27 protein-coding genes, 1 tRNA gene, 1 pseudogene and 1 riboswitch are annotated in these 25,042 nt (G+C 70.7%); of the genes and pseudogenes, 12 read left to right on the top strand and 17 right to left on the bottom strand.

Annotated elements, in window-relative coordinates; translation table 11 throughout:
* The 3 genes from ACSQ1L_RS10940 to ACSQ1L_RS10930 are packed head-to-tail and all read right to left on the bottom strand — an operon-like array spanning position 1 to position 3,849.
* Positions 1–2,538 (bottom strand): cbb3-type cytochrome c oxidase subunit I, encoded by a 2,538-nt coding sequence (locus tag ACSQ1L_RS10940; RefSeq protein WP_435994773.1) that lies wholly within the window; start codon positions 2,536–2,538, stop codon positions 1–3.
* Complete coding sequence (locus tag ACSQ1L_RS10935) at positions 2,535–3,494, bottom strand: cytochrome c oxidase subunit II (protein ID WP_435994772.1); 960 nt, start codon at positions 3,492–3,494, stop codon at positions 2,535–2,537. Before ACSQ1L_RS10935 ends, ACSQ1L_RS10940 begins: the two co-directional genes overlap by 4 nt.
* The gene (locus ACSQ1L_RS10930) at positions 3,484–3,849 is read right to left on the bottom strand and encodes a c-type cytochrome (protein ID WP_435994771.1); all 366 of its coding nucleotides are present in this window, start codon (positions 3,847–3,849) and stop codon (positions 3,484–3,486) included. Before ACSQ1L_RS10930 ends, ACSQ1L_RS10935 begins: the two co-directional genes overlap by 11 nt.
* On the opposite strand from ACSQ1L_RS10930, the pseudogene ACSQ1L_RS10925 reads away from it, so the two are divergent.
* Positions 3,776–4,534, top strand: a pseudogene (locus ACSQ1L_RS10925) (c-type cytochrome); the annotation flags it as partial. The gene ACSQ1L_RS10930 and the pseudogene ACSQ1L_RS10925 sit on opposite strands and share 74 nt — an antisense overlap.
* On the opposite strand, the gene ACSQ1L_RS10920 reads toward ACSQ1L_RS10925, so the two are convergent.
* From ACSQ1L_RS10920 to ACSQ1L_RS10900, 5 genes are all read right to left on the bottom strand, one after another.
* Entirely contained in the window at positions 4,524–5,258 is a 735-nt protein-coding gene (locus ACSQ1L_RS10920; protein ID WP_435994770.1) for a cytochrome b, read from the bottom strand. The pseudogene ACSQ1L_RS10925 and the gene ACSQ1L_RS10920 sit on opposite strands and share 11 nt — an antisense overlap.
* Positions 5,255–5,992, bottom strand: coding sequence for a cytochrome c oxidase assembly protein (locus ACSQ1L_RS10915; RefSeq protein WP_435994769.1), 738 nt, complete (start codon positions 5,990–5,992; stop codon positions 5,255–5,257). The genes ACSQ1L_RS10920 and ACSQ1L_RS10915 overlap by 4 nt, the downstream gene beginning before the upstream one ends.
* Positions 5,989–8,487: a membrane-bound PQQ-dependent dehydrogenase, glucose/quinate/shikimate family gene (locus ACSQ1L_RS10910; protein ID WP_435994768.1), complete on the bottom strand. Its 2,499-nt coding sequence runs from the start codon at positions 8,485–8,487 to the stop codon at positions 5,989–5,991. Before ACSQ1L_RS10910 ends, ACSQ1L_RS10915 begins: the two co-directional genes overlap by 4 nt.
* Positions 8,488–8,574: 87 nt before the next feature.
* Positions 8,575–8,763, bottom strand: a complete 189-nt coding sequence (locus ACSQ1L_RS10905) for a hypothetical protein (protein ID WP_435994767.1) — start codon at positions 8,761–8,763, stop codon at positions 8,575–8,577.
* Entirely contained in the window at positions 8,763–8,945 is a 183-nt protein-coding gene (locus ACSQ1L_RS10900) for a DUF3606 domain-containing protein (RefSeq protein WP_435994766.1), read from the bottom strand. The genes ACSQ1L_RS10905 and ACSQ1L_RS10900 overlap by 1 nt, the downstream gene beginning before the upstream one ends.
* Positions 8,946–9,097: 152 nt before the next feature.
* On the opposite strand from ACSQ1L_RS10900, the gene ACSQ1L_RS10895 reads away from it, so the two are divergent.
* Together ACSQ1L_RS10895 and ACSQ1L_RS10890 are read left to right on the top strand one after the other, a co-directional pair.
* Entirely contained in the window at positions 9,098–9,301 is a 204-nt protein-coding gene (locus ACSQ1L_RS10895; RefSeq protein ID WP_435994765.1) for a hypothetical protein, read from the top strand.
* A gap of 90 nt (positions 9,302–9,391) precedes the next feature.
* Positions 9,392–9,814 (top strand): four-helix bundle copper-binding protein, encoded by a 423-nt coding sequence (locus ACSQ1L_RS10890; protein WP_435994764.1) that lies wholly within the window; start codon positions 9,392–9,394, stop codon positions 9,812–9,814.
* 6 nt (positions 9,815–9,820) lie between these two features.
* On the opposite strand, the gene ACSQ1L_RS10885 is transcribed toward ACSQ1L_RS10890, so the two are convergent.
* The 3 genes from ACSQ1L_RS10885 to cpdR all read right to left on the bottom strand — a co-directional run bounded on the left by ACSQ1L_RS10885 (position 9,821) and on the right by cpdR (position 11,646).
* Positions 9,821–10,966: a DNA cytosine methyltransferase gene (locus ACSQ1L_RS10885; protein WP_435994763.1), complete on the bottom strand. Its 1,146-nt coding sequence runs from the start codon at positions 10,964–10,966 to the stop codon at positions 9,821–9,823.
* Between the two features lie 58 nt (positions 10,967–11,024).
* Positions 11,025–11,099, bottom strand: a tRNA-Val gene (locus ACSQ1L_RS10880).
* Between the two features lie 190 nt (positions 11,100–11,289).
* Entirely contained in the window at positions 11,290–11,646 is a 357-nt protein-coding gene (gene cpdR / locus ACSQ1L_RS10875) for a cell cycle two-component system response regulator CpdR (protein WP_426027145.1), read from the bottom strand.
* Between the two features lie 137 nt (positions 11,647–11,783).
* Between cpdR and ACSQ1L_RS10870 the strand changes: the two genes are divergently transcribed.
* On the top strand, positions 11,784–12,650 hold the full coding sequence (locus ACSQ1L_RS10870; RefSeq protein ID WP_435994762.1) for an N-formylglutamate amidohydrolase: 867 nt from the start codon (positions 11,784–11,786) through the stop codon (positions 12,648–12,650).
* A 233-nt stretch (positions 12,651–12,883) separates the two neighbouring features.
* Here ACSQ1L_RS10870 and ACSQ1L_RS10865 read toward each other — a convergent pair whose 3' ends face one another.
* Complete coding sequence (locus ACSQ1L_RS10865) at positions 12,884–13,582, bottom strand: DUF599 domain-containing protein (protein WP_435994761.1); 699 nt, start codon at positions 13,580–13,582, stop codon at positions 12,884–12,886.
* Positions 13,583–13,718: 136 nt separating this feature from the next.
* Here ACSQ1L_RS10865 and ppa point away from each other — a divergent pair, with 136 nt between their 5' ends.
* The gene (gene ppa, locus ACSQ1L_RS10860) at positions 13,719–14,282 is read left to right on the top strand and encodes an inorganic diphosphatase (RefSeq protein WP_435994760.1); all 564 of its coding nucleotides are present in this window, start codon (positions 13,719–13,721) and stop codon (positions 14,280–14,282) included.
* Positions 14,283–14,403: 121 nt separating this feature from the next.
* Complete coding sequence (locus tag ACSQ1L_RS10855; protein WP_435994759.1) at positions 14,404–15,108, top strand: Crp/Fnr family transcriptional regulator; 705 nt, start codon at positions 14,404–14,406, stop codon at positions 15,106–15,108.
* Positions 15,109–15,123: 15 nt separating this feature from the next.
* On the opposite strand, the gene ACSQ1L_RS10850 is transcribed toward ACSQ1L_RS10855, so the two are convergent.
* Complete coding sequence (locus ACSQ1L_RS10850) at positions 15,124–16,299, bottom strand: acetyl-CoA C-acetyltransferase (protein ID WP_435994758.1); 1,176 nt, start codon at positions 16,297–16,299, stop codon at positions 15,124–15,126.
* Between the two features lie 205 nt (positions 16,300–16,504).
* Between ACSQ1L_RS10850 and trhA the strand changes: the two genes are divergently transcribed.
* The 5 genes from trhA (at position 16,505) to ACSQ1L_RS10825 (ending at position 19,617) form a co-directional block, all read left to right on the top strand.
* Positions 16,505–17,224 (top strand): PAQR family membrane homeostasis protein TrhA, encoded by a 720-nt coding sequence (trhA, locus tag ACSQ1L_RS10845; RefSeq protein ID WP_435994757.1) that lies wholly within the window; start codon positions 16,505–16,507, stop codon positions 17,222–17,224.
* Positions 17,225–17,281: 57 nt separating this feature from the next.
* The gene (gene phaR / locus ACSQ1L_RS10840; protein ID WP_435994756.1) at positions 17,282–17,884 is read left to right on the top strand and encodes a polyhydroxyalkanoate synthesis repressor PhaR; all 603 of its coding nucleotides are present in this window, start codon (positions 17,282–17,284) and stop codon (positions 17,882–17,884) included.
* A gap of 2 nt (positions 17,885–17,886) precedes the next feature.
* Positions 17,887–18,249 (top strand): hypothetical protein, encoded by a 363-nt coding sequence (locus tag ACSQ1L_RS10835; protein WP_435994755.1) that lies wholly within the window; start codon positions 17,887–17,889, stop codon positions 18,247–18,249.
* 161 nt (positions 18,250–18,410) lie between these two features.
* Positions 18,411–18,599: riboswitch (yybP-ykoY riboswitch) on the top strand.
* A 51-nt stretch (positions 18,600–18,650) separates the two neighbouring features.
* Positions 18,651–19,214: a TMEM165/GDT1 family protein gene (locus ACSQ1L_RS10830; protein WP_435994754.1), complete on the top strand. Its 564-nt coding sequence runs from the start codon at positions 18,651–18,653 to the stop codon at positions 19,212–19,214.
* A 37-nt stretch (positions 19,215–19,251) separates the two neighbouring features.
* Positions 19,252–19,617 carry a VanZ family protein gene (locus tag ACSQ1L_RS10825; protein ID WP_435994753.1) on the top strand — a complete coding sequence of 122 codons (366 nt, stop codon included), beginning with the start codon at positions 19,252–19,254 and terminating at the stop codon, positions 19,615–19,617.
* Here the strand turns inward: ACSQ1L_RS10825 and ACSQ1L_RS10820 are convergent.
* On the bottom strand, positions 19,596–20,369 hold the full coding sequence (locus ACSQ1L_RS10820) for a metallophosphoesterase family protein (protein WP_435994752.1): 774 nt from the start codon (positions 20,367–20,369) through the stop codon (positions 19,596–19,598). The genes ACSQ1L_RS10825 and ACSQ1L_RS10820 overlap by 22 nt on opposite strands.
* Positions 20,370–20,411: 42 nt before the next feature.
* Positions 20,412–21,191 carry a hypothetical protein gene (locus ACSQ1L_RS10815; protein ID WP_435994751.1) on the bottom strand — a complete coding sequence of 260 codons (780 nt, stop codon included), beginning with the start codon at positions 21,189–21,191 and terminating at the stop codon, positions 20,412–20,414.
* 137 nt (positions 21,192–21,328) lie between these two features.
* Between ACSQ1L_RS10815 and ACSQ1L_RS10810 the strand changes: the two genes are divergently transcribed.
* The gene (locus tag ACSQ1L_RS10810; protein ID WP_435994750.1) at positions 21,329–23,500 is read left to right on the top strand and encodes a response regulator; all 2,172 of its coding nucleotides are present in this window, start codon (positions 21,329–21,331) and stop codon (positions 23,498–23,500) included.
* 56 nt (positions 23,501–23,556) lie between these two features.
* Here the strand turns inward: ACSQ1L_RS10810 and ACSQ1L_RS10805 are convergent, their stop codons facing one another.
* On the bottom strand, positions 23,557–24,207 hold the full coding sequence (locus tag ACSQ1L_RS10805) for a glutathione S-transferase family protein (protein WP_435994749.1): 651 nt from the start codon (positions 24,205–24,207) through the stop codon (positions 23,557–23,559).
* Between the two features lie 32 nt (positions 24,208–24,239).
* Positions 24,240–25,025, bottom strand: coding sequence for a CPBP family intramembrane glutamic endopeptidase (locus tag ACSQ1L_RS10800; protein ID WP_435994748.1), 786 nt, complete (start codon positions 25,023–25,025; stop codon positions 24,240–24,242).
* Positions 25,026–25,042 lie beyond the last annotated feature (17 nt).

Raw genomic sequence — 25,042 nt, 5'->3', positions numbered from 1 at the left:
TCAACCCCCCGGAAACAGCCGGGTCAGCAGGGTGACGAACGCCCCCTGCCCGGCCGAGAAGACGATGAACAGGGCGATCAGGTCGTAGGTGGAGGGCCGGTCGGTCCGCACGTGGCCGGCCAGCCAGCGCAGCACGGCGTACAGGCCCATCAACGCCACGACGGCGGCGAAGACTCCCTGCCACGCCAGGAAGGCGTAGACAGTCGCGCCCTGGGTGTTGACCTCGGGCCGCAGCCCGGTCGCCCGCCACGCCGCAAGGTCCCAGAACCAGGCGGCGACGATCAGGGCGGCGGCGGCGGCCATCATCAGCGCCGCGAGGACGGCGCTCCGCCGCCGGTTCAGCCGCAGTGACCGGCACGCCAACCCTGCCAGCAGGGCCGCCCCGACGTTCGCCGCCAATACGCCGGCCATCGACATCAGCCCCGGCGGCGGGCCCCAGACCTCGGGATGGCGGCTCCACAGGAAGACGTAGCTGAAGCCCATCAGGCCCGCGACCATGCCGGCGACCACCAGGGTGATGACCATGGCCCACCAGCCGTGGCTGGACGGCCCGCTGGCGTAGGTCGGCACGGTGATCCCGGCTCCGATGTCGACCGTCTTTTCCGCCAGCGGACGATCGAGGAACCAGCACCACTGCAGGATGCAGTAGATCCCCAGCACGCCGCTGATCCCCGCCGGCCAATACGCCTTGACCGTCAGCAGCAGGAAGAAGCCGGCTGTGAACACCGCCGCCCAGACGTGCCAGGCCGAGGGCCTGGGCATCCGCTGCAGATACTGCGGCTCGGCGTTGAGGGTGGAGGTGACGATGGTCTCGCGCTCGCCCGTCGCCGTACCGGGCAGGAAGTAGCGACCGGCCTCGATATCGCGCGCCAGACCCTTCTGGTCCCACAGCGGATACAGGCTCTTCACCACCGGGATCGAGCGGACCGAATAGAGGCCGGTCGGGGCCCATTCGAGGCCCGGGCCGTCGAACACATTGCCCGCGTCGCGCCCCCCGAATGGGCGGAAATTGCGGATCATGTCGACGACCCAGACCAGCACCGCCAGTGCGAACAGGAAGGACCCGGCCGTCGAGATCAGGTTGGGCCATTCCCAGCCCCGGTCCGGCAGGTAAGTGTAGACCCGCCGCGGCATGCCCATCAGCCCGGTCAGGTGCATCGGCAGGAAGGTCAGGTGCATGCCGGCGAACATCAGCCAGAACACCCATTTGCCCAGCCGCTCGCTGAGCGGCCGGCTGCTCGTCATCGGCAGCCAGTAGTAGATGGCCGCGAACATGGGGAAGACCATCCCGCCGATCAGCACATAGTGCAGGTGGGCGACGATGAAGTAGCTGTCGTGGGCCTGCCAGTCGAACGGGACCATGGCGACCATGACCCCGGTCAACCCGCCCATGACAAAGATGATCAGCCCGCCGACGACGAACAGGCCGGGGGTGCTGAAGCGCATCCGGCCCGCCGCGATGGTGGCGATCCAGGCGAAGACCTGCACCCCGGCCGGGATCGAGACGGCCATCGACGCCGCCGAGAAGAAGCTGGTCGATATGGTCGGCATGCCGGTGGTGAACATGTGGTGGGCCCACACGCCGAAGCTGATGAAGCCCGTGGCCAGCATGGCCAGCACCACCAGCCGGTGGCCGACCAGCGGCGTCCTCGCCATGGCCGGGATGATGGTCGACATGGCCCCGGCCGCCGGCAGGAAGATGATGTAGACCTCGGGGTGGCCGAAGAACCAGAACAGGTGCTGCCACAGCAGCGGATCGCCGCCCTTGAGCGGATCGAAGAAGGGCCAGTTCAGGGCGCGCTCGACCTCCAGCAACAGCGTCGAGAGGATGATCGACGGGAAGGCGATGATGATCATCCCGGCGAAGATCAGCATGGCCCAGGCGAAGATCGGCAGCTTGTCGAGGGTCATGCCGGGGGCGCGGGTGCGCAGCACGCCGACGATGATCTCGATGGCTCCGGCGATGGCCGAGATTTCGATGAAGCCGATGCCCAGCAGCCAGAAGTCGGCGTTGATCCCGGGCGACCACGCGGTGCTGGTCAGGGGCGGATACATGAACCAGCCGCCGTTCGGGGCGAGGCCGAAGAACAACGAGGCGAAGAAGGCCAGGCCGCCGATCAGATAGGCCCAGAAGGCGTAGGCGCTGAGCCTCGGGAAGGGCAGGTCGCGCGCCCCGAGCATCTGCGGCAGCAGCAGCACGCCAAGCGCCTCGACCGCCGGCACGGCGAACAGGAACATCATCGTCGTGCCGTGGACGGTGAAGAACTGGTTGTAGGTCTCCTGCGGCAGGAAGCCGTTCATCGGCAGGGCGAGCTGGGTGCGCATCAGCACCGCGAGGATGCCCGCCAGCACGAAGAACAGCATGGCCGCGCCGACGTAGTAGACGCCGACGAAATTGTTGTTGATGGCGGTGATCCACTGCCACACTTTCGGGCCGCACCAGACCTCCTCGAGCGCCTCAAGCTCCCCGGCGGGCCGCTCCCCCGCGGTGGGGAAGCGCTCGTAGAGGGCCGGGTCGAAGCCGGTTTCGCTCTTCACTTCAGGCTCTCGAGCCAGGCCGAGACGTCACGCAGCTCCTGACCGGTCAGCACCGGATAGGCCGGCATGCGGTTGCCCGGCTTGATGGCCTGGCTGTCGGAGATCCAGCCGGCCATGGTCCCGTGGTTGTTGGGCAGGATGCCCGCGCCGAGGGTGCGGCGCGAACCGACGTGGCTGAGGTCCGGCCCGGCCAGTCCGTTGAAGGCCGTCCCCGCCACCGTGTGGCAGGCCCCGCAGCCGGCGCGGGCGAACACCGCGGCGCCGGGGCCCGGCAGACCGGCCGTGGGGGCGGGCGCCCCCTGCCGGGCGCGCCACGCCGCGAACTCGCGCGGCTCATGGGCGACCACCACCAGCCCCATCAGCGCATGGGGGCCGCCGCAGTATTCGGCGCACTGGCCGCCGTAGGCGCCGGGGGCGTCGGCCTGCACCCGCATCAGGTTGCGGCGACCGGGGATCATGTCGACCTTGCCGCTGAGGCGGGGGATCCAGAGGCTGTGGATGACGTCCGCGGAGTCGAGTTCGAGCACCACCGGGCGGCCCACCGGGATGTGCACTTCGTTGGCGTCCTGCAGCACCTCGCGGCCGGGGCCGTCCAGATAGGCGACCCGCCACCACCACATCTCGCCGGTGACCCGCACCCGCATCTCGCCGGCCGCCGGCTCCTGCGTCAGGTGCGAGGTCAGGCCGAGGCCGTAGACCAGCAGGGCGCTGAGCACCACGACAGGAAAGGCCAGCCCGCCGATCCACACCAGCCGCTCGCCGCCCAGCCGCGCTCGCCAGCGGCGGGGGCCGAACAGGGCGAGGCCAAGGGCGGCCAGAACCACCAGCAGCACCGCCGCGCCCATGGCGAACAACACCCACGCCAGCACGTTCAGCGGCCCCGCGAACGGCCCGGCCGGGTCCAGCGCCGGCGGCGGCCAGCCGGCGATCCCCTCCGGCGCCAGGTCAGCGGTCATCGAGCGTATAGAGATAGGCCGCGACGTCGCGGGCTTCGGCCTCGCTGATCGCCGACGGCGGCATGGCCGTGCCCGGCGCCAGCGACGGAGGGTCGAGCAGCCAGGCGGTCAGCAGGTCGGGCCGGTTGGGCAGGCGGCCGGCGATCAGCGGGCTGGCCCCGAACCCGTCCAGCGACGGTCCGGCCCGGCCCCGGGGCCAGTCGACGCCCGGAATGGCGTGGCAGGCCGCGCAACCGACCCGCTCGATCACGGCCAGGCCGCGCGCCGGGTCGGCCCCGGCGATGGTCCGGGGCGGCAGGGTCTTCTCCCCACAGGCGGCCAGCAGGACCACCGCCAGCGGCGCCCATCGCGTCATTCCCGTCCTGCCCGATGAACTGGTCAGCCATCCTGCCCCTTTCGGGGATCAAACCCGTGCTCAGCGTCACGGTTCCGGCGGCGGAACCGCAAAGGTCGGCGGTTGTTGGTTTCGGGTGCGCCTGATCCCTGCCGTCCTTGCCCTCGCGACCGCCGCCGCGGCCTGCACGCCGGCGACCAACCGGACCGGCGAAGCCTTCAGCGCGGACGGCGAAATCATCGCCCTGGGCGGCGGCGAGGGCGGCGCGGCCAACGCCTGTTTCGTCTGCCACGGGCTGGACGGCGCCGGAGACGGCGTCAGCGTGCCCCGTCTCGCCGGGCTCGACGCCGGCTATCTGCAGAAGCAGCTCGAGGACTACGCCAACGAGACCCGGGCGGACGCGGTGATGGGCCCGGTCGCCCAATGGCTGGACGACGGCGACCGGCGCGCGGTGGCGGCCTGGTACGCGGCCCTGCCGCCGCCCTCGGGTGAGACGGGCCCGGCGACGCCTGCGCCGCCCGTCTATCTCTCTGGCGCGCCCGATCGCGGCGTCATCGCCTGCGCCAGTTGCCACGGAGCCGGCGGTCAGGGAGTCGGTCGGGGCAACCCGGCCATCGCCGGCCAGCCCGCCGCCTATACGCTGGAGCAGCTGCGGCGCTGGAAGAAGGCCGAGCGCCGCAACGACCCGCGCGGGGTCATGGCCGACGCGGTAGCGGGACTGACCGACGCCGAAATGCGGACCATAGCCGCCTGGCTCGAGACCTTGCCCAATGTTCCGCCGCCAGCCAGCGACGCTGCCAGCGCGTCCGCCGCCGCGGCAGTTGCGGCACGACCGGAAGCATCCCGTGGAACACGTCGTCCCGGTCGATGAAATGGTGCTTCAGCGCCGCCCCGACGTGGATCGGGATCAGCATCAACAGGGTGACGACCAGCCCCCAGTGCATCCATTCCGAGACCGCCTCGATCCGCCAGCGCTGGACGAAGCTCAGGTCTCCGAACGGCATCAGCGGCCACGGCGTTAAGCCGATCAGGGTCAGCTCCTGCTCACGCGCCGTGGCCGAGATCATCGCCCAGCCGGTCAGGGGCAGACCGAAGAGGCAGGTGTAGAAGACGTAGTGGGTCACATGCGCCGCGGTGCTTTCCCAGCCGGGCTTGTCGGCGTCGTTGATCGGCCCGGGGGCCAGGGCGCGCCACAGGCCCCGCCCCATGGCCAGCACCAGCATCAGCACCCCGACCAGATAGTGCAGGTCGTGCGCCGCCACCTTGTCGCCGCCGACCGGCAACCGGCCCATCCACCAGCCCCAGAACAGCTGGAAGATGACCAGAGCCGCCATGGTCCAATGGAAGACGATGGCCACCGGCGAATAACGGCCCTCGTCGTGGTGGCCGGCCGCCCATTCGAGGATGTTGACGATCAGCCGGTCGATCATGCGGGGCTGGCCCTCCGGGCGTCGGGCCCGAGCCAGCGGCCCAGCATCCATAGCGCCGCCGCCAGATAGACCGCCGCAGCCGGGGCCCACATGATCAGCCCGGCCGCCTGCTGGTCCTCGAGCGGGCTCAGCCCCCAGGCGGCGGTGGTCAGGAAGTGCGGCGCATAGACCGGCTGGCCGGTGAAGGTCAGCAGCGCCCCCAGCAGGCCCATGGCCACCATGGCCAGCAGCAGGGCGGCCACCGCCGCCGGCGCCGACGCGCGGCGCACGGCGCTCCAGAACCAGACGGCGGAGCCGAGCAGGCTGAGCTGCATCAGCCAGTAGGCGGCGTCGTTCGACAGGGCCCAGCCATAGGCCGTGGGCGCGTGCCAGCCCCAGAACACCGCCGCCTGCGCCGCCGTCGCCAGCGCCAGCGGACCGACCGGGCGTCGCGGCGACGCGACGGCGATCAGGGGGGCGGCGACGGCGACCAGCAGGACGTGGTGCACCGTCCGCGCCGCGAACAGGGCCGAGCTCAGCGCGCACAGCGGCGAGACGAAGACCACGGCGAGGACCAGGACGGCGGCGGCGCCCGAAACCCGCGCCCGCCCGGACGTCCGCCACAGCACCAGCGCCAGCCCGGCCGCCAGCGCCGCGATCAGCACCGGGTCGAGATTCCAGCGGGTCAGCCACTCGCCCGGCCCCGGACCGGGCCCGCAATAGGGCGCCCAGATCGCCGGGGCGCCGGGGCTCATCGCTCCGGCAGGGCGTAGGCGATCACATAGTCCCCGGGCGGCGTCTCCATGAAGTGGTGGCCGCCCGCCATGATCACCAGATATTGCCGCCCGTCCTGCTCATAGACCATGGGATTGGCCTGGCCGCCGGCCGGCAGGACGTCCGACCAGACCGTCTCGCCGGTCTCGATGTCGATGGCGCGGATCAGGTCGTCGGTGGCGGCGGCGACGAAGATCAGCCCCCCCGCCGTGACCACGGAGCCGCCGTTGTTGGGCGTGCCGATGTCGATCGGCAGCATCGAGGGAATGCCGAACGGCCCATTCTTGCGCGCCGTGCCGAGCGGACGGTCCCAGACGGTCTGGCCGGTGCGGATGTCGATGGCCCGGATGCCGCCGTAGGGCGGTTGCTTGCACAGCATGCCGGTCGACTTCATGCGCCAGCCGGCGTTGACGTCGATGGCGTAGGGCACGCCGGCCTGCGGATCGCCCGCGCCTTCCGCGCCCGCCCCGCCCTTCTCCGCGCGCGGGTCGCCGCGCGGGAACCAGCCCTTCTCGTCGGCCTCGGCGCGCGGCACCAGCCGGTTGTAGTTGGGCATGTCGTTGTAGTTGGCGATGATCCAGCCGCGCCGCGGATCGACCGCGACCCCGCCCCAGTCCGAGCCGCCGTTGTAGCCGGGATACTGGATCCAGCGCCGGTCGCTGGTCGGCGGCGTGTACATGCCGTCGTAGGCGGCCTGGCGGAAGCCGATGCGGCAGATCATCTGGTCGATCGGCGACATGCCCCACATGTCGCGCTCGGTCAGATCGCGCTTCGCCAGGGTGTGGAACAGCGAGAAGGGCTGGGTCGGGGTGCGGTCCTGCGCCTCGACCCCGCCCTGCGGCACGCGGCGCTCCTCGACCTGGGTCAGGGGCCGCCCGGTGCGTCGGTCGAGGATGTAGAGGTCGCCCTGCTTGCTGGGCAGGACCAGGGCCGGGATCATGGCGCCGCCCGCGGGATAGTCGATCAGCGTCGCCTGCGAGCCGAGATCGTAGTCCCAGACGTCCTTGTGCACGGTCTGGAAGGTCCAGGACGGCCGTCCGGTGGTCACGTCCAGCGCCACCAGCGCGGTGGCGTAGCGGTTTTCCTCCGGGGTGCGGTTGCCGCCCCAGTAGTCCGCGGCGGAATTGCCCATCGGCAGATAGACCAGCCCCAGCTGCTCGTCGCCGGACGCCGTGGTCCACATGTTCGGGGTGCCCAGGGTGTAGGTCTGGCCTTCCGGGGGACGACCGGTCAGCGCGGGCTGCCCCAGGTCCCAGGCCCAGCGCAGCGCGCCGGTGACGGCGTCGAAGCCCTGGATCACGCCCGAGGGCGCCTTGTCGTACTGGCCGTCCAGCACCTGATGGCCGGTGACGACGACGCCGCGCACGATGGTCGGAGCCGAGGTGATCGACACCATGCCCGGGATGACCCTTCCCATGCCGACCTTGATGTCGACTGAGCCGTTGGTCCCGAAGTCGGCGCAGGGCCGGCCCGTGCGGGCGTCCACCGCGACCAGCCGGCCGTCCAGCGTGCCCTCGATGATCCGGGCGGCGCAGGGAGCGGCCGCAGCCGTCGCGGCGGGGCGGGCCGGCGCGGGCGCCGGTTGCGCCGCGGGGGTGGCCGGAGCCGGAGCCGCGGCCGGCGTCGCCGTCACGGGAGCGGCGGGTGCGGGGGCGCTCGTATCGTAATAGGCCAGGCCCCGGCAGGCGGTCGTATAGGGAATCCAGTCCTCTGAAACCTGCGGGTCGTAGCGCCAGCGCTGCTCGCCGGTGCGGGCGTCCAGCGCGATCAGCACGTTCATGGCGGAGCACAGGTAGACCGTGTCGCCGACCTTCAGCGGCGTGGTCTCGGCGCCCCATTTCTCGTCGGGGACGTCGCCGGTGCGGAAGGTCCAGGCGCGCTCGAGCTGGTCGACGTTCTCGCGGTTGATCTGGGTCAGCGGCGAGAAGCGCCGGGCGCTGTAGGTGCCGCCATAGGCCGGCCAGTCGGCGCCGACGTCGCGAAGGGACGGCTCCGACATCGCCGCCAGCGCGACCGACTGCGCGCCCGCCGGGGCCGCCGGCCGGTTGGCCTGGGCCACCACCACGCCGGCGATCAGGGCGCCGACGACGAACACCGCGGCCCCGCCCAGCGCCAGCCGCCCGCCCCGACGCCCGTCGAGGACTGGAAACGATGCGATGACGAAGGCCAGCAGCACCGCCGGCGCGATCACGCGCGGGACCAGGGCCCAGCCGTTCAGCCCCACCTCCCACAGCGCCCACAGCACCGTCAGGACGAAGACGCCGATGTAGATCCACGCCCCGAGCAGGCTGAGCCGGAACAGCAGGACGCCCGAGGCGATCAGCCCCAGGCCGGCCAGCAGATAGTAGAAGGAGCCGCCCAGCGACAGGAGCCATCCGCCGCCGATCGCCAGCACCAGTCCAATCAGGATCAGAAGGATCGCGAGTATGCGCACCGCGACGCCGCCCAGGCCCACACCCTTCTCGATCCGCGCCATGTCAGACCCCGCTGTTCAGCTTCCCTGCAGGGGCAAACCGCCGGAACGCGGCGCGGTTCCGGTTTTTCCGCGCAGCGCGCGGCCCCGTCAGCGCTCCCGCTCGCTTTCGGCGTTGGTTTCGGCGTCGTCGCCCGAGCCGGAGCCCGGCCCTCCAGCCGAGGGGGGATAGGGCTGCTTCTGCTTCGCTCCCGCCCCGGCCTCTCCGACCCTCTGCTGACCCAGACTCTGGTTCTGATGGACCGTCCGGCCCTTGTCGGTGGGGTTTCGCGCGCCCATCAACGTCGGCCTCCGAGTTCGCGTTGCACCTGGCGAAAGTCGGTTCCGACCCGCGCCACCGCCAGCCGGACCGCCTCGGGCGTCACGGCGAAGGTCTCGGCGAGACGCCGCACGTCCGGCTCGGGCAGGGTGTCCGCGGCGCCGGAGCCGGGCGCCAGCCGTGCGGTCGACTCCGGCGGCATGAATGTCCTGGAAGCCGCTCCCATCTGATCCTCCACCGTGGCCCTGCGCCGAAAACGCGTTACGCCCGCCAATGGCTCCTGTGTCGGCCATCCGACGTTATCCGGCGGTGGCGCGGAGGGAACCCGCCTCACGGTCGTCCCGTTGGCTGGTCATGGACAAGACTGACGACAAGCCCCCGTCAAAAGTCTCCGGCCTCGTGGTCGGCGGCCTCGGCGGGTCCGAAGACGAACTGCTTGAGGCCGGGCAGGAGGAGGTTTTTTCGCGGACCGAGGTCGAGAGCGGCCGGATCGAACATCATACCGAGGCCGGCGGGCCCGGCGTCGATCAGGGCGGCGACCGCAAGCCCGGGGCCTGAGCCGGGGCCACGCCTGTATTTTGCGGCTCCGCTCGAACTTCCGCGCCCGCCGCCGGTTGGACTGCCGAAACCCCAGGCGGGAGCCGCCCCATGCACGCGCAACAGATGATCGCCGCCCACCCGCACGTCCGCGGCGAGGTGAACACCGCCCTCGCCCGCTGCATCGAAGCCTGTTTCGACTGCGCCCAGGTCTGCGTCTCCTGCGCCGACGCCTGCCTCGGCGAGGCCAATGTCGCCTTTCTGGTCCAGTGCATCCGGCTCAACATGGACTGCGCCGACGTCTGCCTGACCAGCGGTCTGATCGCCACCCGCCGTTCGGGCGGCGATGTGCCCCTGATCGAGGCCCAGCTGAAGGCCTGCGAACTCGCCTGCGGCCGGTGCGCGGCCGAATGCGAGCGTCACGCGGCCGAGCATGAGCACTGCCGTATCTGCGCCGAAACCTGCCGCCACTGCGAACGGGCCTGCCGCGAGGCGATCGCGAGCCTGCCCGGCGGCGACGCGCCCCGCCACTGAACCGGATCAGGCCGCGCGGCGCGCCCGGTCAGCCGCGGCGGCCAGCGGCTCGAACAGATGTCGCGCCAGGTGGCGCACCACCGGGGCCGCCACGCCGTCGCCGGTCACGTGGTAGGCGTCGTTGTAATTGCGGGGCAGCACATAGTCGTCCGGCAGGCCCATCAGCCGCGCCGTCTCCCGCGCCGAGATCAGCCGCGACCGCACCCGCGCCCCGTCGACCACGAGGATAATCTGGCGGCTCGACCCGCCGGAGGGGGTCCTCAGGCAGCCGGCCACGTCGTCGAAACGCACTTCGGCCCGCTGCACCCGCTCACCCGCCGCGTCGATCCGCGTGCGGCGATAGACGCCGCCGACCATGCGCCGTCCGGCCCGCCGGGCCGCCTCGACCTTGGCGGCGTTGACCGGCGACATCATGTCCAGCAGCCGCTTCGTCTCGGCCTGATTGTGCCACGGCACGCTGTCCGGCTCGTCCTCGATCAGGTCCGCGAAGGTGGCGGCGCGCCGACCCGGAGTCGGCGCGTTCCACCACAGCAGCGTGTCCCGAAGGGCCTCCGGCAGCGCCGCCACGGCCCGCTTCAGGGCGGGGGTGTGGAACGGCTCGAGCGGCCCGGGAGCCAGCAGTTCCGGGGCGATCTCCACCCCCTCGCGCACCCCGATCACGAACAGCCGGGGCCGGCTTTGCGGCACGAACAGGTCGGCGTTGATGACCAGGGCGCCGCAGCGGTAGCCGGCCCCGGCGAAGGTCCGGCAGATCGCTGCGAAATCCCGCCCGCCGTGCGAGGTCAAGGCCCCGCAGACGTTCTCGACCGCCACCATCCGGGGCGCCCGTCCCTGTCCGGCCAGCCCGCGGATCACGTCCCAGAAGGCGTAGAAGGTCCCGGACCGCTCGCCGCCGAGCCCGGCCCCCACCCCGGCCAGCGACAAGTCCTGGCAGGGAAAGCTGCCCCAGACCAGATCGGGCGCGCCCGGCAGGTCGGCCGCGTCCAGCCCGCGGATGTCGCCGACCGTCAGCTCGCCGCCCGTGCCCCAGTTTGCCTGGTAGGCGAAGCCCTTCTTGGCGTCGAAGTCGTTGGCGAACAGGCAGGTCCAGCCCTCGCCCAGCCCGGCGCGGGCCATGCCGCCGCCGGCGAAGAACTCATAGAAGGCTGGCAAGCGTCGTCCTCCCGTCTGAAGCGGCCCGAGGGCGTGCGCCGACTATGGAGGAGGAAAATGGTGGACGCGACAGGGATTGAACCTGTGACCCCTTCGATGTCAACGAAGTGCTCTCCCGCTGAGCTACGCGTCCGCCGAGACGGCCCCGGGTCACCCCGGGGGCAGGAAGGCGCGGTCTATAACCCGACGCCCTCGCTGACCGCAAGGGCCATATTGGCGGGCCGCGCTCACAAGGCTCAGCCTTGTCGACCCGACGCGGCCCGGCGCTTCGCGGCGCCCAAGCAGCGATACGCCGCGCGTATCGCGTTAGCGCCCAAAAATGCTCACGCCGCCACCATCCGCTCGACTTCGCCGACCAGGTCGCGCAGATGCACGGGCTTGGACAGCACCTTGGCCTGCGGCGTGGCCTGGGCCGCCGACAGGGCGACGGCGGCGAAGCCGGTGATGAACATGATACGGATGCCCGGCTGCCGGGCGGCGGCCACGCGGGCGACCTCGATGCCGTCGGCTCCGGGCATGACGATGTCGGTCAGCAGCAGGTCCCACGGGCCCTGATCGAGGGCGTCGATGGCGTCGTCGCCGTTCTCGCAGTCGACCACGGAATGGCCGGCCCGCTCGAGCGCCCGCGTCAGGAAGCCCCGAAGCGAATGGTCGTCCTCGGCCAGAAGAATGCGCGCCATGAAGTGTTTTCGCCTCGTGTTGTCAGCGGACGCTACGACCGGATCGGTAAACCCGTCATGAAAATCCCCGTTCGGGCGAACCGGTCCGGCGCCGCGAACCTGTGGATCAATGCGCGAAACACGGTATGGGATCGGGCATGGCGGACAGTCCCGAACACACGGCAGGCGAGGCGGCGTTCAGCGTCGTCACGCCCGAAACGCCCGGCCGGTTCGTGTTCGCCTCGCCGCACTCCGGCGACCTCTATCCAGCCGACATGGACGCCGCGCCGGACTTGGCCGCGACCAGTCTGCGCAGCGCCGAGGACGCCCTCGTCGACCGGCTGATCGCACCGGGCGTGAAGCGCGGCGCGGCCCTGCTGCTGGGGCGGGTCGGCCGCGCCTACGTCGACCTGAACCGCGACCCGGACGATCTCGACCCCGCCCTGGTCGAGGGGCTGGAGGGACGAACCGCCTCGCCGCGGACCGTCGCCGGCTACGGCGTCATTCCGCGCCTGACCGGCGACGGCCGCCCGCTCTATGACCGGCGGCTGGGGGTGGACGAGGCGCGGGCCCGGATCGGCCGCGCCCACGCGCCCTATCACGCCGCCCTCGACGACCTGATGCACGCCGCCCGGGCCCGCCACGGCGAGGCGGTGCTGGTCGACTGGCATTCGATGCCGGCGCGGGCGACGCAGGGGGTCGGCGGCGCGCGCGGGCCCGACGTGGTGCTCGGCGACCGCCACGGCGCCTCGTGCGCGACGGCGCTGACGCGGCGGCTGCGGCGGGCGTTCGAGGCGCTGGGCTGGCGGGTGGCGCTGAACCAGCCCTATTCCGGCGGCTGGACCACCCAGGCCTGGGGCCGTCCGGCGGAAGGGTTCCACGCCGTCCAGATCGAGCTGAACCGCGCCCTCTATCTGGATGAGGCGACGCTGGAGCCGGGGCCGGGCTGGTCGCGCTGCGCCACGGGCGTGGCCCGGGTCATCGACGACCTGCTGGCCGACCAGACTCCCCTCGCCCGGACATAAAAAAAGCCGCGCCCGAAGGCGCGGCATTGAAGTCTTTAGGGAGGAAACGCCCAGGAAGGGCATGACGCCTCGCGGCGTCGAAAACCAAGCTAGTGTGCAGTGCACAATACGTCAACGGGTTAGTTCACGCCTGACTTCACGCTGTGTAACGGCAGGCTTCACCGCAAATTGCGCGCCGTAACCGTTTTCTGCGGTGAAAATCGCCCCACCGCCAGCGCGCATGCGAAACAGCTTCACTGTGGCGGCAGATGCCGCTCCAGCAACCGCCGGGCCGTGCGCACCGCTCGCGCCGCCGGCGACCCGGCCTGACGCCAGACCAGCAGGCAGAACACCGCCGCCACCCCGAGCGCCAGCCACAGCGCCCCGAACAGCCAGGCCGCCGCCGCCAGCGCGAAATAATAGCCCCGCACCCCCTGGCTGAAGGCGCTCAGCGCCGGGTTCAGCAGATTGGCCGCCGCCTCGCCCAAGGCCACGCGGTCGCCCTCGGTGTGGACCTCGGGCGCGGCCCCGATCACCGCGAGGGTGTAGTTCATCTGACGGATCGACCAGATGAAATCGAGCAGGCCGCGCGCCAGGCAGAGCAGCACCAGCGCCAGCTTGACCTCCAGCAACCGGATCGGCATGGCCTCGCCCCCGACCGAGGCCACGCCCATCAGCGCCTGGTCCCCGCCGAACAATATCCCCGCCACCGCCGCGATCAGCAGCAGGTTGGTCGAGGCGAAGAAGCCCGCCGAGTTGATGGTGTGGCCCATCAGCTGGCTGTCGACGATCCGCACCTCGCGGTGGGTCATGACCATCATCCAGGCCCGCCGCACCACCAGCATGTCGTCGTTGAGCGAGCCGCTGCGCCGCGCCAGCAGCGCCAGAAGCGGGCCGTAGCCCAGCCAGCACAGGAAGAAGAGCGCCAGCGCCAGACTGTCCGTGATCGTCATCACCGCTCCATCTCCACCGCCCGCCCCGTCGTGCCGCGTGGAACCTCCGGAGGCAAGTCCGGCTTGCGTCGGGCAGGCTGCGCGCCTATCACGCCCGCCTCCCCGCTACCGCACTGCACCATAGACGAGTCCCGTCATGAATATCGACGCCATTCCCGCCGGCCCCAACCCGCCCTGGGACGTCAACGTCATTATCGAGATCCCGCAGGGCGGCCTGCCGGTCAAATACGAGATGGACAAGGCCTCCGGCGCCCTGTTCGTCGACCGCTTCCTGCACACGGCCATGTACTATCCGGGCAACTACGGCTTCATTCCGCACACCCTGTCGGACGACGGCGATCCCTGCGATGTGATCGTGCTGAACCCGACGCCGGTCGTGCCGGGCTGCATCATCCGCTCGCGGCCGATCGGCGTGCTGAAGATGGAAGACGAGGCCGGCGGCGACGAGAAGATCCTGGCCGTGCCGGTCGACAAGCTGAACCCCTACTACACCGACATCGCCAGCTACCGGCAGCTGCCGGCCATCCTGGTCGAGCAGATCGAGCACTTCTTCACCCGCTACAAGGACCTGGAAAAGGGCAAGTCGGTCACGGTCAAGGGCTGGGGTGACGCGGGCGAGGCCGCCGAACTGATCGTCGCCGGCATGCGGGCGCACCAGGAGAAGCTGAAATCCGCCGGCAAGGCCGCCAACGCCGCCTGAGGCGTTGCTGGCCTCCGGGCCCGCGGAGGCGTAGGATCGCGTCGATACAGGGCCAACGCCTCGATCCGGCTAAGTCGATTTCCGGCGGACGGATCATTCCGCTTTCCCCTAATCGGCGAAGATGCCTCCGGCCACGCTTCGCAACCATCTGCTCGATCGTCTGTCCGCGGACGACCGCAAGGCGATTCTCGCCGCCACGACCTCGTTCGAGTTTGAATTGGGCCATGTTTTCTCCGAGGCGGGAGACGCAGTGGGCCATGTCCACTTCGTCCTCAGCGGCATTATCTCGGCCGTCGCCGGCATGCAGGACGGCCGCACCGTCGAGACCTTCATGGTCGGTCGCGAGGGGGTCACCGCGCCCGGAGCGGTCAATGTCCCGGTGCGCACCTATTCCCGCCTGGTCGGCCAGTCCGCCGGCCAGTCGCTGCGGATCGAGATCGCCCGTCTAAGGGCTCTGTGCGACGAACGCCCGGACCTGCGCATGGTGGTCGCGCTCTACGCCGCCGGCCTGCAGGGCGAGCTCGAACAGTCGGGCGCCTGCAACGCCCTGCATCGTTCGGATCAGCGCTTCTCGAAATGGCTGCTGCGCTGCCATGACCGGCTGGACGGCGACACCCTTCACCTGACCCAGGAGTATCTGGCCAGCCTGCTCGGCTCGCAGCGGACCACCGTCAACGAGGCCGCCCAGGGCCTGCAAAAGGCCGGAGCGATCACCTATTCCCGCGGGCGAGTGACCATCGTCGACCGGGCCGCGCTCGAGCGGGCGGCGTGCGAATGCTACCGCCACGGCCAGCGCTCCAGCCTCGACATTCCCCAGCCGCAGTAGCCCCGCCGGCCCGGTTCAGGGCCGCTCGACGCACATGGCCACGCCCATGCCGCCGCCGATGCACAGAGTCGCCAGGCCCTTCTTCGCGCCCGACCGCTTCAGCTCGTGCAGCAGGGTGGTCAGGATACGCGCGCCCGACGCCCCGATCGGATGGCCGATGGCGATGGCCCCGCCGTTGACGTTCACCCTGGCCGGATCCAGCCCCAGTTCCTTCAGCACGCACAGCGACTGCGCCGCGAAGGCCTCGTTCGACTCGACCAGATCGAGGTCGGCGACCGTCCAGCCGGCCTTCTCCAGCGCCTTGCGCGAGGCCGGGATCGGACCCGTCCCCATCAGCGCCGGATCGACGCCGGCGGTGGCCGAGGAGACGATCCGGGCCAGCGGCTCCAGCCCCCGCGCCTTGGCGTCGTCCGCGCTCATCAGCACCAGCGCCGCCGCGCCGTCGTTGAGCCCCGAAGCGTTGGCGGCCGTGACCGTGCCCTCCTTCGAGAAGGCCGGGCGCAGCGACGCCATCGCCTCCAGCGTGGCGCCGTGGCGGATGTACTCGTCCTTGTCGACAACGACCTCGCCCTTGCGCGAGGCGATGGTCACCGGCGCGATCTCGGCGTCGAAGCGGCCGGCCTTCTGGGCCGCCTCGGCCTTGTGCTGGCTGGCCACGGCGAAGGCGTCCTGATCGGGGCGGCTGATGCCGAAGCGGTCGGCGATGTTCTCGGCCGTCTGGCCCATGTGATAGCCGTTGAAGGCGTCCCACAGCCCGTCCTTGATCATGGTGTCGACGAAGGACAGGTCGCCCATCTTCTGGCCGGCGCGCAGCTGCTGGGCGTGCGGGGCCTGGCTCATGCTCTCCTGGCCGCCTGCGACGACGATGCGGGCGTCGCCGAGGGCGATCTGCTGGGCGGCGATGGCCACGGCGCGCAGGCCCGAGCCGCAGATCTGGTTCAGGCTCCAGGCCGGAACCTCCTTCGGGATCCCCGCGCCCATGGCCGCCTGCCGGGCCGGGCCCTGACCGGCCGCGGCCTGCAGCACATGACCCAGGATCACCTCGTCGACCTCGTCCGCGCCGACTCCCGCCCGCTCCAGCGCCGCCCGGATGGCGACCTCGCCCAGTTTCGACGCCGGCAGGCTCGACAGCGCGCCCAGGAAGGAGCCGACCGGCGTGCGGGCGGCGGAGACGATGACGACGTCGGTCATGGCGGAGACTCGGATTGGACTTCGGGGAGGCGCTGCAATTAGCCCCAAGCTCACCGCGCCGCCACTCCCCGGGCGCGTGACCGGCTGTGGCGTTTGTGCCGCACAGGATCGCTTTCCACGCCCGAAGCCCGGCTGTTCAGCGCCGGGTCATCGGCCAGACCCATATTGACGGGAACGAATGACGGGCGAACGCCTTGAAAGGCCAATGCTCATGCGGCTGAAGACCATATTCGACCGGGTCTGCATTCCAGACGAACTCGACATGATCGAGCACTATCGCACGCCGGCCGAAAAGACCGCCGACCTGGTGGTGCACGTGGTGGGCCTGACCCTGGCCGCGGTCGGCGGCGTCGTGCTGGCGGTGATGGCCGCGTTCTATTCCGGCGTCGGGACCGTGGTCGCCACCGCCGCCTACGCCCTGTGCCTGGTCGTGATGCTGACCGTTTCGACGATCTACAACCAGACCCGCCCCTGCGCGGCGCGTCCGATCCTGCGACGCATGGACGAGGCGGCGATCTTTCTGATGATCGCGGGCAGCTACACCCCTTTCACCACCCAGCGGTTCGAGGGGGCGTGGTCGATCGGCTTCACCGTGCTGGTCTGGTCCGTGGCCCTGGCCGGCGTATTCGCCAAACTGGTGGCGCCGCGACTCTCCGACGCCTTCTGGAGCGGCGTGTACATGATGTTCGGCTGGCTGGCCGTCATCGCGCTGAAGCCGATGATGGACACCGTCCACCCCATCGCCCTGGGCCTGCTGGTGCTCGGCGGCCTGATCTACACCGCCGGCGTCTTCGTCTTCATCAGCCCGAAGGTGAAGTTCCGGAGGGCGATCTGGCACGGCTTCGTGGTCACCGGCGCGACGGTCCACTGGGCGGCGGTGCTGGTCGGCGTCGTCCTCGCCCCCGGCGCGGCGGGCATCGGCTAGACTTTCTCCTCCGCAACGCAGCATAGTGCGGCGTTGCAACAGGATCGGGGACTGCGCGTGGCCGACAAGAAGCCCGGAGCCGGCGAGACCGTCGTCATCAAGAAATACGCCAACCGGCGGCTCTACAACACCGCGACCTCGGCCTATGTCACCCTCGAGGACCTGGCCCGCATGGTCCGCGAGGGCACGGAGTTCGTGGTCTACGACGCCAAGACCAACGACGACCTGACCCGCCAGATCCTGACCCAGATCATCTTCGAGGAAGAAAGCCGTGGCGAGGCCCTGCTGCCCGTCCAGTTCCTGCGCCAGCTGATCGGCTTCTACGGCGGCCAGATGCAGGGCGTCCTGCCGAGCTATCTGGAGATGTCGCTCGACAGCTTCAGCCGCCAGCAGGAGCAGATGCGCGGCCAGTTCTCCAAGGCGTTCGGAGCCGCCCCCGGCGCCGGCCTACTGGACGAGGCGGTCAAGCGCAACATGGCCATGTTCGCCGAGGCCATGAAGATGTGGCCCGGCTTCAACGCCGCCGGCGCCGCCCGCCCCGCCGCTGCTGCTGCGCCCGAACCGGCCGCCGCCGATCCGCTGGCCGAGATGCGCCGCCAGATGGACGAGATGCGCGCCCAGCTCGACAAGCTGTCCCAGCCCCCCGGCAAGGGCGGCTGACGGTGTCCGACGAAATCCGGCCCGTCGGTCCGGTGCGGCGCCGCGACGAGCGCCGCGAGGCGGACCGCCGCGCCGCCGAGCGCCGCGCCCCCCCGGGTCCGGGCTCGACCTCCCGCGCGCTTGTGCCCACCGACTTCCCGGCGGACCCTGCCGCCCCCCCGGCAAGACCTGCCCCGACCGCCCCGACCGACGCCACCCCCGCCGCCTTCGCCGCCCAGGTCATGGGCCAAACCGGCCAGCGGCGCGGCCTGAGAGGCGGCCCGCCCGTGCTGGACGCGGCCCGCTCCACCTACCTCGGCGCCAACTACTCGGGCGCCGCCGAGCGCCGCCCGAAGCCCGGCAAGGCGACCGACACGGACGTCTGACCCAGCGGCACGGTCCTTGCTGACGACAGGCCTGAACGCCTCCGTCCGGGACCGCCGCCCATGCTGACCTTCCTCGCCCGCACCGTCGACCTCACCGTCGTGGCCCTGATCTTCGTCGCCTTCAGCTGACCTTGCGCCGACGCGCGCGCGCGGCTAGTCACTCGGCCGTCATCGGGGAGTAGCCGCCCGCATCTCCAGCGGGGTTCGCGTCAACATACTTCCTCTTCCCGGAGAGGATGGCGCTTACAGCTTCGGGGGCCTCAAGCAGTTCCGCGCCGCGCGCGGAACGGTAGGCCCCACGAAACATGGCAAGACCGCTGGCATTCGCAGGGGATTTCCACGCGGAGCCCGGCTGCGAACGCCACAGGTCTGTCCGCCGAGGCTCCGCGCACGAAGACGATTTGAACGCCTTCCTGATCTCCACCGGCCTCGTCTCCATCGCGGAGATCGGGGACAAGACCATGCTGCTGGCCATCGTGCTGGCGGCGGCGTGGCGCCGGCCGCTGCCGATCCTGCTCGGCATTTTCGTCGCCACCCTGGGCAACCACGCCTTCGCCGCCCTGGCCGGGACGGTGCTGGGCCATTTCATGCAGGGCGACTGGGTGCGCTGGGTCGTCGGCCTCGCCTTCCTCGGCTTCGCGGCGTGGGCCCTGATCCCCGACCGGTTCGACGAGGCGCCCGACACCACCGAAAAGACCTTCTCCGGCGTGTTCTGGACCACGACCGCGGCCTTCTTCGTCATCGAGATGGGCGACAAGACCCAGATCGCCACCGTCGTCCTCGCCGCCCAGTTCCAGTCGCTGCCGCTGGTGGTGGCCGGCTCCACCCTCGGCATGATGCTGGTCAACGCCCCGGCGGTGCTGCTCGGCGAGGCCGCGGCCCGCAAGCTGCCGCTGAAATGGATCCGCGCCGCCGCCGCCGCCGGTTTCGCGGCGACGGGGGTTTGGGTCCTGCTCGCCGGCTGATACAGAAGCCTCCTCCCCGAGAAAGCCCCTGTTCCGAATGCGTCTTTTCCTACGCCTCGCCGGCGCCGTTGTGCTCACGGTCTTGCTGACCCTGATGCTCGCGCCGAGCGGGACCATCGAAACCGCCGAGCAGGTCTGGGACAAGGCGGCCCATTTCGTCGCCTTCGGGCTGATCCTGTGGAGCCTGGGCGTGATGTTCCGGCGGCTGCCCCGGGCCTGGGCGGCGCTGCTGGCGGTGGCGATCGGCGCGGCGGTGGAGGTGCTGCAGCGCTTCACCGGCCGGGATCCCAGCTGGGGCGACCTGCTCGCCGACATCCTCGGCGTCGCCGCGGCCCTGGCCCTGTGGGCTCTGTGGCGCGGCTTCCGCCCGCGCGAGGCGTTTCAGACCTCGAACACGCGATAGGGCGTCTCGCCCAGGGTCCGCAGCACCGGCAGGGCCACGTTGTAGACCGGCGTGCCCTTGTTGGTGCGCCCCTCCGGCTGGCCCCGGTGCGCATGTCCGTGCACCACCAGGCTGATGTTGTCGTAGCGGTCGATGGTCTCGCCCAGCCGCGACGAGCCGAGAAAGGCGTGGATCTCCGGCGGCTCGCCCATCACCGTGTCGACCACCGGCGAATAGTGCAGCAGCACCACCGACCGCTCGGTCCTCAGCATGCGGATCGAATTCTCGATATGGTTGGCGTCGTCGACCGCCTCCTGCACGAAGGTCTTGATCGCCGCCTCGCCGAACGGGCTCAGCATGTAGCGGCCGAAGCCGCCGATGAAGCCCTTGCCCCCCGCGAAGCCGACGCCGTCGATCTCGTAGGCCTGGCCGGTGAGCATCTTCACCCCCGCGTCGCACAGCATCTCGGTCACCTCCTCGGGATGACCGCACTCGTGCTCGTGGTTGCCCAGCACTCCGACCATCGGAATCTGGCAGCCGCGCAGGTCCTCCAGCAGTATCTCGACCTCGCGCGGCTTGCCGAAATTGGTCAGGTCGCCGCACAGGCACAGAACGTCGGCGTCCTCGTGGACCCGGTCGAACAGTTCGCGGTGCGGCCGGTCGTGGGCCTCGCCGACGTGCAGGTCGCCGACGGCGGCCACCCTCAGCTTCTTCGGCGGCCCGGGCTCCAGCCCCGGCTGCGGCGTCTGCGGATCCGGATGGACCTCGGTCATGACGCCGACCCCGCGCTCAGGCCGCGGGCATGGCGCCCAACGTCAATGCGTGGATTCATGCCGCTCCTCCAATCCCTTGCCGACGACGTCGCCGAATCCCCACTCGGTGATGTCGGCGATATAGTCGCGCGGACTGAACAGTCGGCCGCGGCAGACCTTGACCCGCGGCGACGGCAGGTCGACCTGGGCGTGCAGCCGCCCCGTCAGTTCGCTCATCAGCCAGGTCGGCACCCGGCCCCGCTCCGTCGGATAGGCGAAGCGGAAATTGAGCAGGTGCGCCATCAGCACCTCCCAGTAGAGGTCCATCTGGTCGAGCAGGAATTTCCAGTCGATGGCGTCCGACTGCTTCAGGATCACGTGGTTCACGTCCGCTCCGTCGAAGCGGTAGCGGTCCTGGATGAACACCTTGGACAGGATCAGCGCCGTCGGCGGAGTGATGCCGACCTTGTGCCCGTAGACATCGATCGCGTCGTCGCCGAACCAGCTGTCGTTGACCGCGATCGTGCCGTTGGACATGGCGAAGATGACGTCGAAGAAGAACCGCTCGTCCTTCCACACCTTGGCGATCCAACGCTCGTCCTCGACATCGGTGCGGTAGCCGCGGGCCTGGAAGAAGGCGAGGATGCGCGGGTAGTCGCCCGGCTTGCAGAACACGTCCAGATCCTTGGTCGGCCGCCGGATGCCGGTATAGGCCGTCACCGCATAGGTCCCCGACAGCAGGAAGGGGATGCCGCTCTCCTTCAGCAGGCCGAGCGCCTCCTCGTAGAAGGCCACGGCCTCTTCCGGCGGATGGAAGCTCGGGTCGGTGACGGTGTCTGACATGGTCCTGGCCCTGGGGCGAGGGTTTGGAAACGGTCGCGGTTGGCGCGGAGTTCCTTGGCCATAGCTCGCCATGCATCTGATTTGTTTACGGGTCGGCTCTAGACGTGGGACTCAGATGGTGGCCGGGGAGGGTCCGCTTGAAAGGTCGTTGGCGTCTGTTCAGGCACGACGCGGGTCGGGTCGCCGGTCCGCCCGCCCTGGCCTATGTGGTGATGTACGCCGCCGCCCTGGCGGTGGGCTACTGGACCATGGCCCGGTTCGGCACGGCCACGATCTGGCTCGCCAACGGGGTCGTGACCGCGGCCCTGCTGCAATTGCACCGCCGCCCGGCCCTCGCGGTGCTGGCGTCCTGCGCGGCGCTCGACATCCTGATCAACGGCGTGCGCGGAACCTCCGCCCTGTATCTGGGCGCCAATGTCGTGCTCAACCTCGGCATGGCCGTGGCCGCCGCCGTGCTGGCGCGGCGGGTGTGCGGCGCGGCCCTCGATCTGCGCCGCCCGGGCCGGTTGACCCGGTTCACGGCGTTGGCCGTGGCGCCCGCCACGGTCGTCGCCGGCCTGTTCAGCATGGGTCTGCTCGCGCTGATCACCACGAAACCGTGGGCGATCTGGCTCTTCAAGTTGCAGAGCTACATCGCCGTCGAGGCGCTGGGCCTGCTCCTGGTCACCCCGATCCTGCTGCTGCTGGCCCGCCGCCACCGCTTCCTCGGCGCCGCCCGCGCGTCCCGCGCCGAGGCCGCGAGCCTGATCGCCCTGATGCTGGCGGTGACGGTCGGCGTCTTCTGGCAGGACGAAGCGCCGCTGATGTTCCTCGTCTTCCTGCCGATGATGCTGATCGGCCTGCGTCTGTCCCCCGCCTGGTCCGCCGGGGCCCTGATCGGCCTGGCCGCGATCAGCGGCGCGGCCACCCTGATAGGTCATGGACCGGTCCACCTGACCCGGCTGGCCGACCTGCCCGGGCTCGAGGGCGTGCCGCCGATGGTTCGCAGCCTCGGCGTCTACAACCTGTTCCTGCTGGCCATGGTGGTCACCGTCCTGCCGATCTCGACGGTGATGACCGAGCGGCGCCGGCTTGAGGCCCGGCTGCGGGCCCGCACCGCCGCCGCCCAGGAGGCGCGCCGCGTGGCCGAGGACGCCGCCGCCGCCCGGTCCCGCTTCCTGGCCATGATGAGCCACGAGATGCGCACGCCGCTGAACGGCGTGGCCGGCTTCGCCGATCTCCTCGCGGGGCGTACGGACCTTGACGCCGAGGCCGTGCGCCAGGCGCGCCAAATCCGCGAGTCCAGCGACGGCTTGCTGATGCTGGTCGAGGACATCCTCGACTTCGCCCGCGGCGAGGACGCCGTCTCGCTGGAACCGCTGGACCTGGCCGCCGTCGCCCGCGAGGCCATGGCGCCCAGCCGCGCCGCCGCCGACGCCCTGGGACTCAGCCTGGGCGTCGACGACCGCCTGCCGATCCGCGCCCGCTTCCTCTGCGACCGCCGCGCCCTGCGTCAGGCCCTGCATCCGCTGATCGCCAACGCGGTCAAGTTCACCACCGAGGGGGGCGTCTCCGTCCGCCTCGACCGGGCCGGCGAGGGCGTCGCCATCCGCGTCTCCGACACCGGCTGCGGCATCGCGCCCGACCACCACACCGAACTGTTCCAGGCCTTCTGCCAGGCCGACGCCTCGACCACCCGGCTTCACGACGGCGTGGGCCTCGGCCTCGCCCTGGTGGCCCGTCACGTGAGCCGGCTCGGGGGTCGGGTCGAGGTCGACAGCCGCCCCGGCGAAGGCTCGACCTTCACCCTGCATCTGCCCCTCACCCGGGCTCCTGACGCCGCCGGGGACGCGCCCCTCCCGGCCCCCGCCCTCGCCGCCGGGCCCGAGGCCAGAGCCCCGGCCGGCGCGTCGACGGCCGCCAGCACCCCGCGCGTGCTGGTCGTCGACGATCATCCGGTCAATCGCGAAGTCGCCCGCATCATGCTGCAGGCCTTCGGCTGCGAGGTGATCGAGACCTGCGACGGCCACGAGGCTGTGCAGGCCGCCGCCGCCCACGCCTTCGACCTCGTGCTGATGGACGTGCGCATGCCGCGCATGGACGGGCTCGAGGCCACCGGCCGCATCCGCGCCCTGCCGGACGCCGCCCGGGGCGCCGTCCCGATCGTCGCCATGACTGCCGACGCCATGCCTGAGGACGTGACCCGCTGCCTCGCCGCCGGCATGAACGCCCATCTGGCCAAGCCGGTCAGCCAGGCCGCCCTGTTCGCCATCGTCTCGCGCGCGCTGTCCGGCGACCTGCCCGTCGCCAACGTGGTCGAGGCGGCTTAAGCCGGGGATGAGGGATGACGGGTCGATGGGCGGTCCCTGGACCCCGTCCCTGACCCCTACCCCTGATAATTCCCCTTGAACGGAAACCGCCGCGCCCAGAACTCGCGCAGCTCGGGCAGGGCGTCGACCCGCCGCATGACCTCGCCCATGCGCGGCGCCACCTGATGGAAGCGGGCCCGGTGCGGCGTCCAGCGGCTGGCCGTGGCCACATACAGATCCAGCACGGTCAACTCCGGCCCCAGCAGGAAGCGGTCGGGCGTAATCTGGCTCTCCATCCGGCCCCAGCACTCGGCGATCCGTTCCGCCGTCCGCGCCTTGACCGTCGCCTGCGCCGCCGCATCCTCGCCCGCCAGTCGGCTCGGGTCGTCGCGGACCCAGTACATCGAATAGATCGAGGCGGGGATGAAGGTCATCCAGCGCAGGAACTGGGCCCGGCGCGGGTCGCACGGCTCCGGTCCCAGCGCCGCCTCCGGATGCTGCTCGGTCAGCCAGATCAGGATCGCCGCGCTCTCGGTGATCGTCTCCCCGTCCGGCGTGACCAGCGCCGGTATCTGCCGCATGGGATTGACCGGCGCCACCTTGTCGCGCTCGGTCTCGCCCTCCCAGGTCACCGCCTCGACGACCTCGAAGGGCGCCCCGATCAGGGTCAGCGCCGCCTCCACCGGAACCGAGCCGGACCCGGCCGCGCCGTAGACTGTGTAGGTCATGCGTCCTCCTGCTTCGGAGGTCGACCCCCGGATCAGCCCAGGGCGATCAGCAGGCCCATGACGGTGGCGACCTCGACGAAATTCCCTACGCCATGCGCGACGATCGGGGCCACGAGACTCTTCGACCGCTCCATAAGCCAGACGTATGTCAGGCCCCATACGAAGGCGTAGATCTGCTGGGCGATGGCGATGTTCAGCGGACCACGCAGGAAGCTGTCGTAGTGGGCCACGCCGAACAGCAGGGCCACCAGCACCCCCGCCACCGGGATCTCGAACCGGCCGAGGCGGACGCGGCCCGGCGTCAGCACCACCAGCATGCCGACCAGCAGGCCGCGGAAGATGGTCTCCTCGCCGAGACCGGTGGTGACCATGGCCAGCAGCCATTCCGCCGCCGGCACGGGGGCTGTCGGATAGTCCCCCGGCGCCACGCCGCCGAGCAGCTGCGGCCAGTAGTCGGCGACCAGCATGATCAGGCCCATGCCGACGCCGATCAGCGCCGCCAGCCCGATGTAGCTTCGCCCCGGCGGCCATCTGACATGCCCGTCCGCCTGCGGCAGGACCTTTTTCATGACGCCGATGCCGATGAGGCCGACGAGGCCCTGCAGCATGATGGCGACGAAGACGAACAGGCCGACGTGGTCGCTCCAGCCCTCGCCGCCGTTGCGGAAGATCCATCGGGCGGCCTCCCGCGCCGGCACGAGACAGACCTGCATCACCACGGCCGCGAGCAGCAGCGACAGGACGGTGCGGACCGGTCCCGCCGTGAAGCCGGTGATCTGGAAGAACGGGCGCGGGGCGGAGGGGAGGACGGTGCTCATTCGACGAGCGTGGCGGC

It is taken from the genome of Brevundimonas sp. LjRoot202 (genome assembly GCF_964253355.1).
Lineage (GTDB): Bacteria > Pseudomonadota > Alphaproteobacteria > Caulobacterales > Caulobacteraceae > Brevundimonas.
This window is presented reverse-complemented; position numbering and strand designations above follow the sequence as displayed.

Coding starts and splice junctions, on each gene's coding strand:
- ACSQ1L_RS10915 (WP_435994769.1), bottom strand. CDS start 5,992: ATGAGCCCCGGCGCCCCGGCGATCTGGGCGCCCTATTGCGGGCCCGGT.
- ACSQ1L_RS10905 (WP_435994767.1), bottom strand. CDS start 8,763: ATGGGCGCGCGAAACCCCACCGACAAGGGCCGGACGGTCCATCAGAAC.
- ACSQ1L_RS10900 (WP_435994766.1), bottom strand. CDS start 8,945: ATGCCGCCGGAGTCGACCGCACGGCTGGCGCCCGGCTCCGGCGCCGCG.
- ACSQ1L_RS10820 (WP_435994752.1), bottom strand. CDS start 20,369: ATGACCGAGGTCCATCCGGATCCGCAGACGCCGCAGCCGGGGCTGGAG.
- ACSQ1L_RS10910 (WP_435994768.1), bottom strand. CDS start 8,487: ATGGCGCGGATCGAGAAGGGTGTGGGCCTGGGCGGCGTCGCGGTGCGC.
- cpdR (WP_426027145.1), bottom strand. CDS start 11,646: ATGGCGCGCATTCTTCTGGCCGAGGACGACCATTCGCTTCGGGGCTTC.
- ACSQ1L_RS10865 (WP_435994761.1), bottom strand. CDS start 13,582: ATGACGATCACGGACAGTCTGGCGCTGGCGCTCTTCTTCCTGTGCTGG.
- ACSQ1L_RS10850 (WP_435994758.1), bottom strand. CDS start 16,299: ATGACCGACGTCGTCATCGTCTCCGCCGCCCGCACGCCGGTCGGCTCC.
- ACSQ1L_RS10815 (WP_435994751.1), bottom strand. CDS start 21,191: ATGTCAGACACCGTCACCGACCCGAGCTTCCATCCGCCGGAAGAGGCC.
- ACSQ1L_RS10805 (WP_435994749.1), bottom strand. CDS start 24,207: ATGACCTACACAGTCTACGGCGCGGCCGGGTCCGGCTCGGTTCCGGTG.
- trhA (WP_435994757.1), top strand. CDS start 16,505: ATGCTCATGCGGCTGAAGACCATATTCGACCGGGTCTGCATTCCAGAC.
- ppa (WP_435994760.1), top strand. CDS start 13,719: ATGAATATCGACGCCATTCCCGCCGGCCCCAACCCGCCCTGGGACGTC.
- ACSQ1L_RS10800 (WP_435994748.1), bottom strand. CDS start 25,025: ATGAGCACCGTCCTCCCCTCCGCCCCGCGCCCGTTCTTCCAGATCACC.
- ACSQ1L_RS10890 (WP_435994764.1), top strand. CDS start 9,392: ATGCACGCGCAACAGATGATCGCCGCCCACCCGCACGTCCGCGGCGAG.
- ACSQ1L_RS10825 (WP_435994753.1), top strand. CDS start 19,252: ATGCGTCTTTTCCTACGCCTCGCCGGCGCCGTTGTGCTCACGGTCTTG.
- ACSQ1L_RS10895 (WP_435994765.1), top strand. CDS start 9,098: ATGGACAAGACTGACGACAAGCCCCCGTCAAAAGTCTCCGGCCTCGTG.
- ACSQ1L_RS10935 (WP_435994772.1), bottom strand. CDS start 3,494: ATGACCGCTGACCTGGCGCCGGAGGGGATCGCCGGCTGGCCGCCGCCG.
- ACSQ1L_RS10930 (WP_435994771.1), bottom strand. CDS start 3,849: ATGACGCGATGGGCGCCGCTGGCGGTGGTCCTGCTGGCCGCCTGTGGG.
- ACSQ1L_RS10920 (WP_435994770.1), bottom strand. CDS start 5,258: ATGATCGACCGGCTGATCGTCAACATCCTCGAATGGGCGGCCGGCCAC.
- ACSQ1L_RS10870 (WP_435994762.1), top strand. CDS start 11,784: ATGGCGGACAGTCCCGAACACACGGCAGGCGAGGCGGCGTTCAGCGTC.
- ACSQ1L_RS10855 (WP_435994759.1), top strand. CDS start 14,404: ATGCCTCCGGCCACGCTTCGCAACCATCTGCTCGATCGTCTGTCCGCG.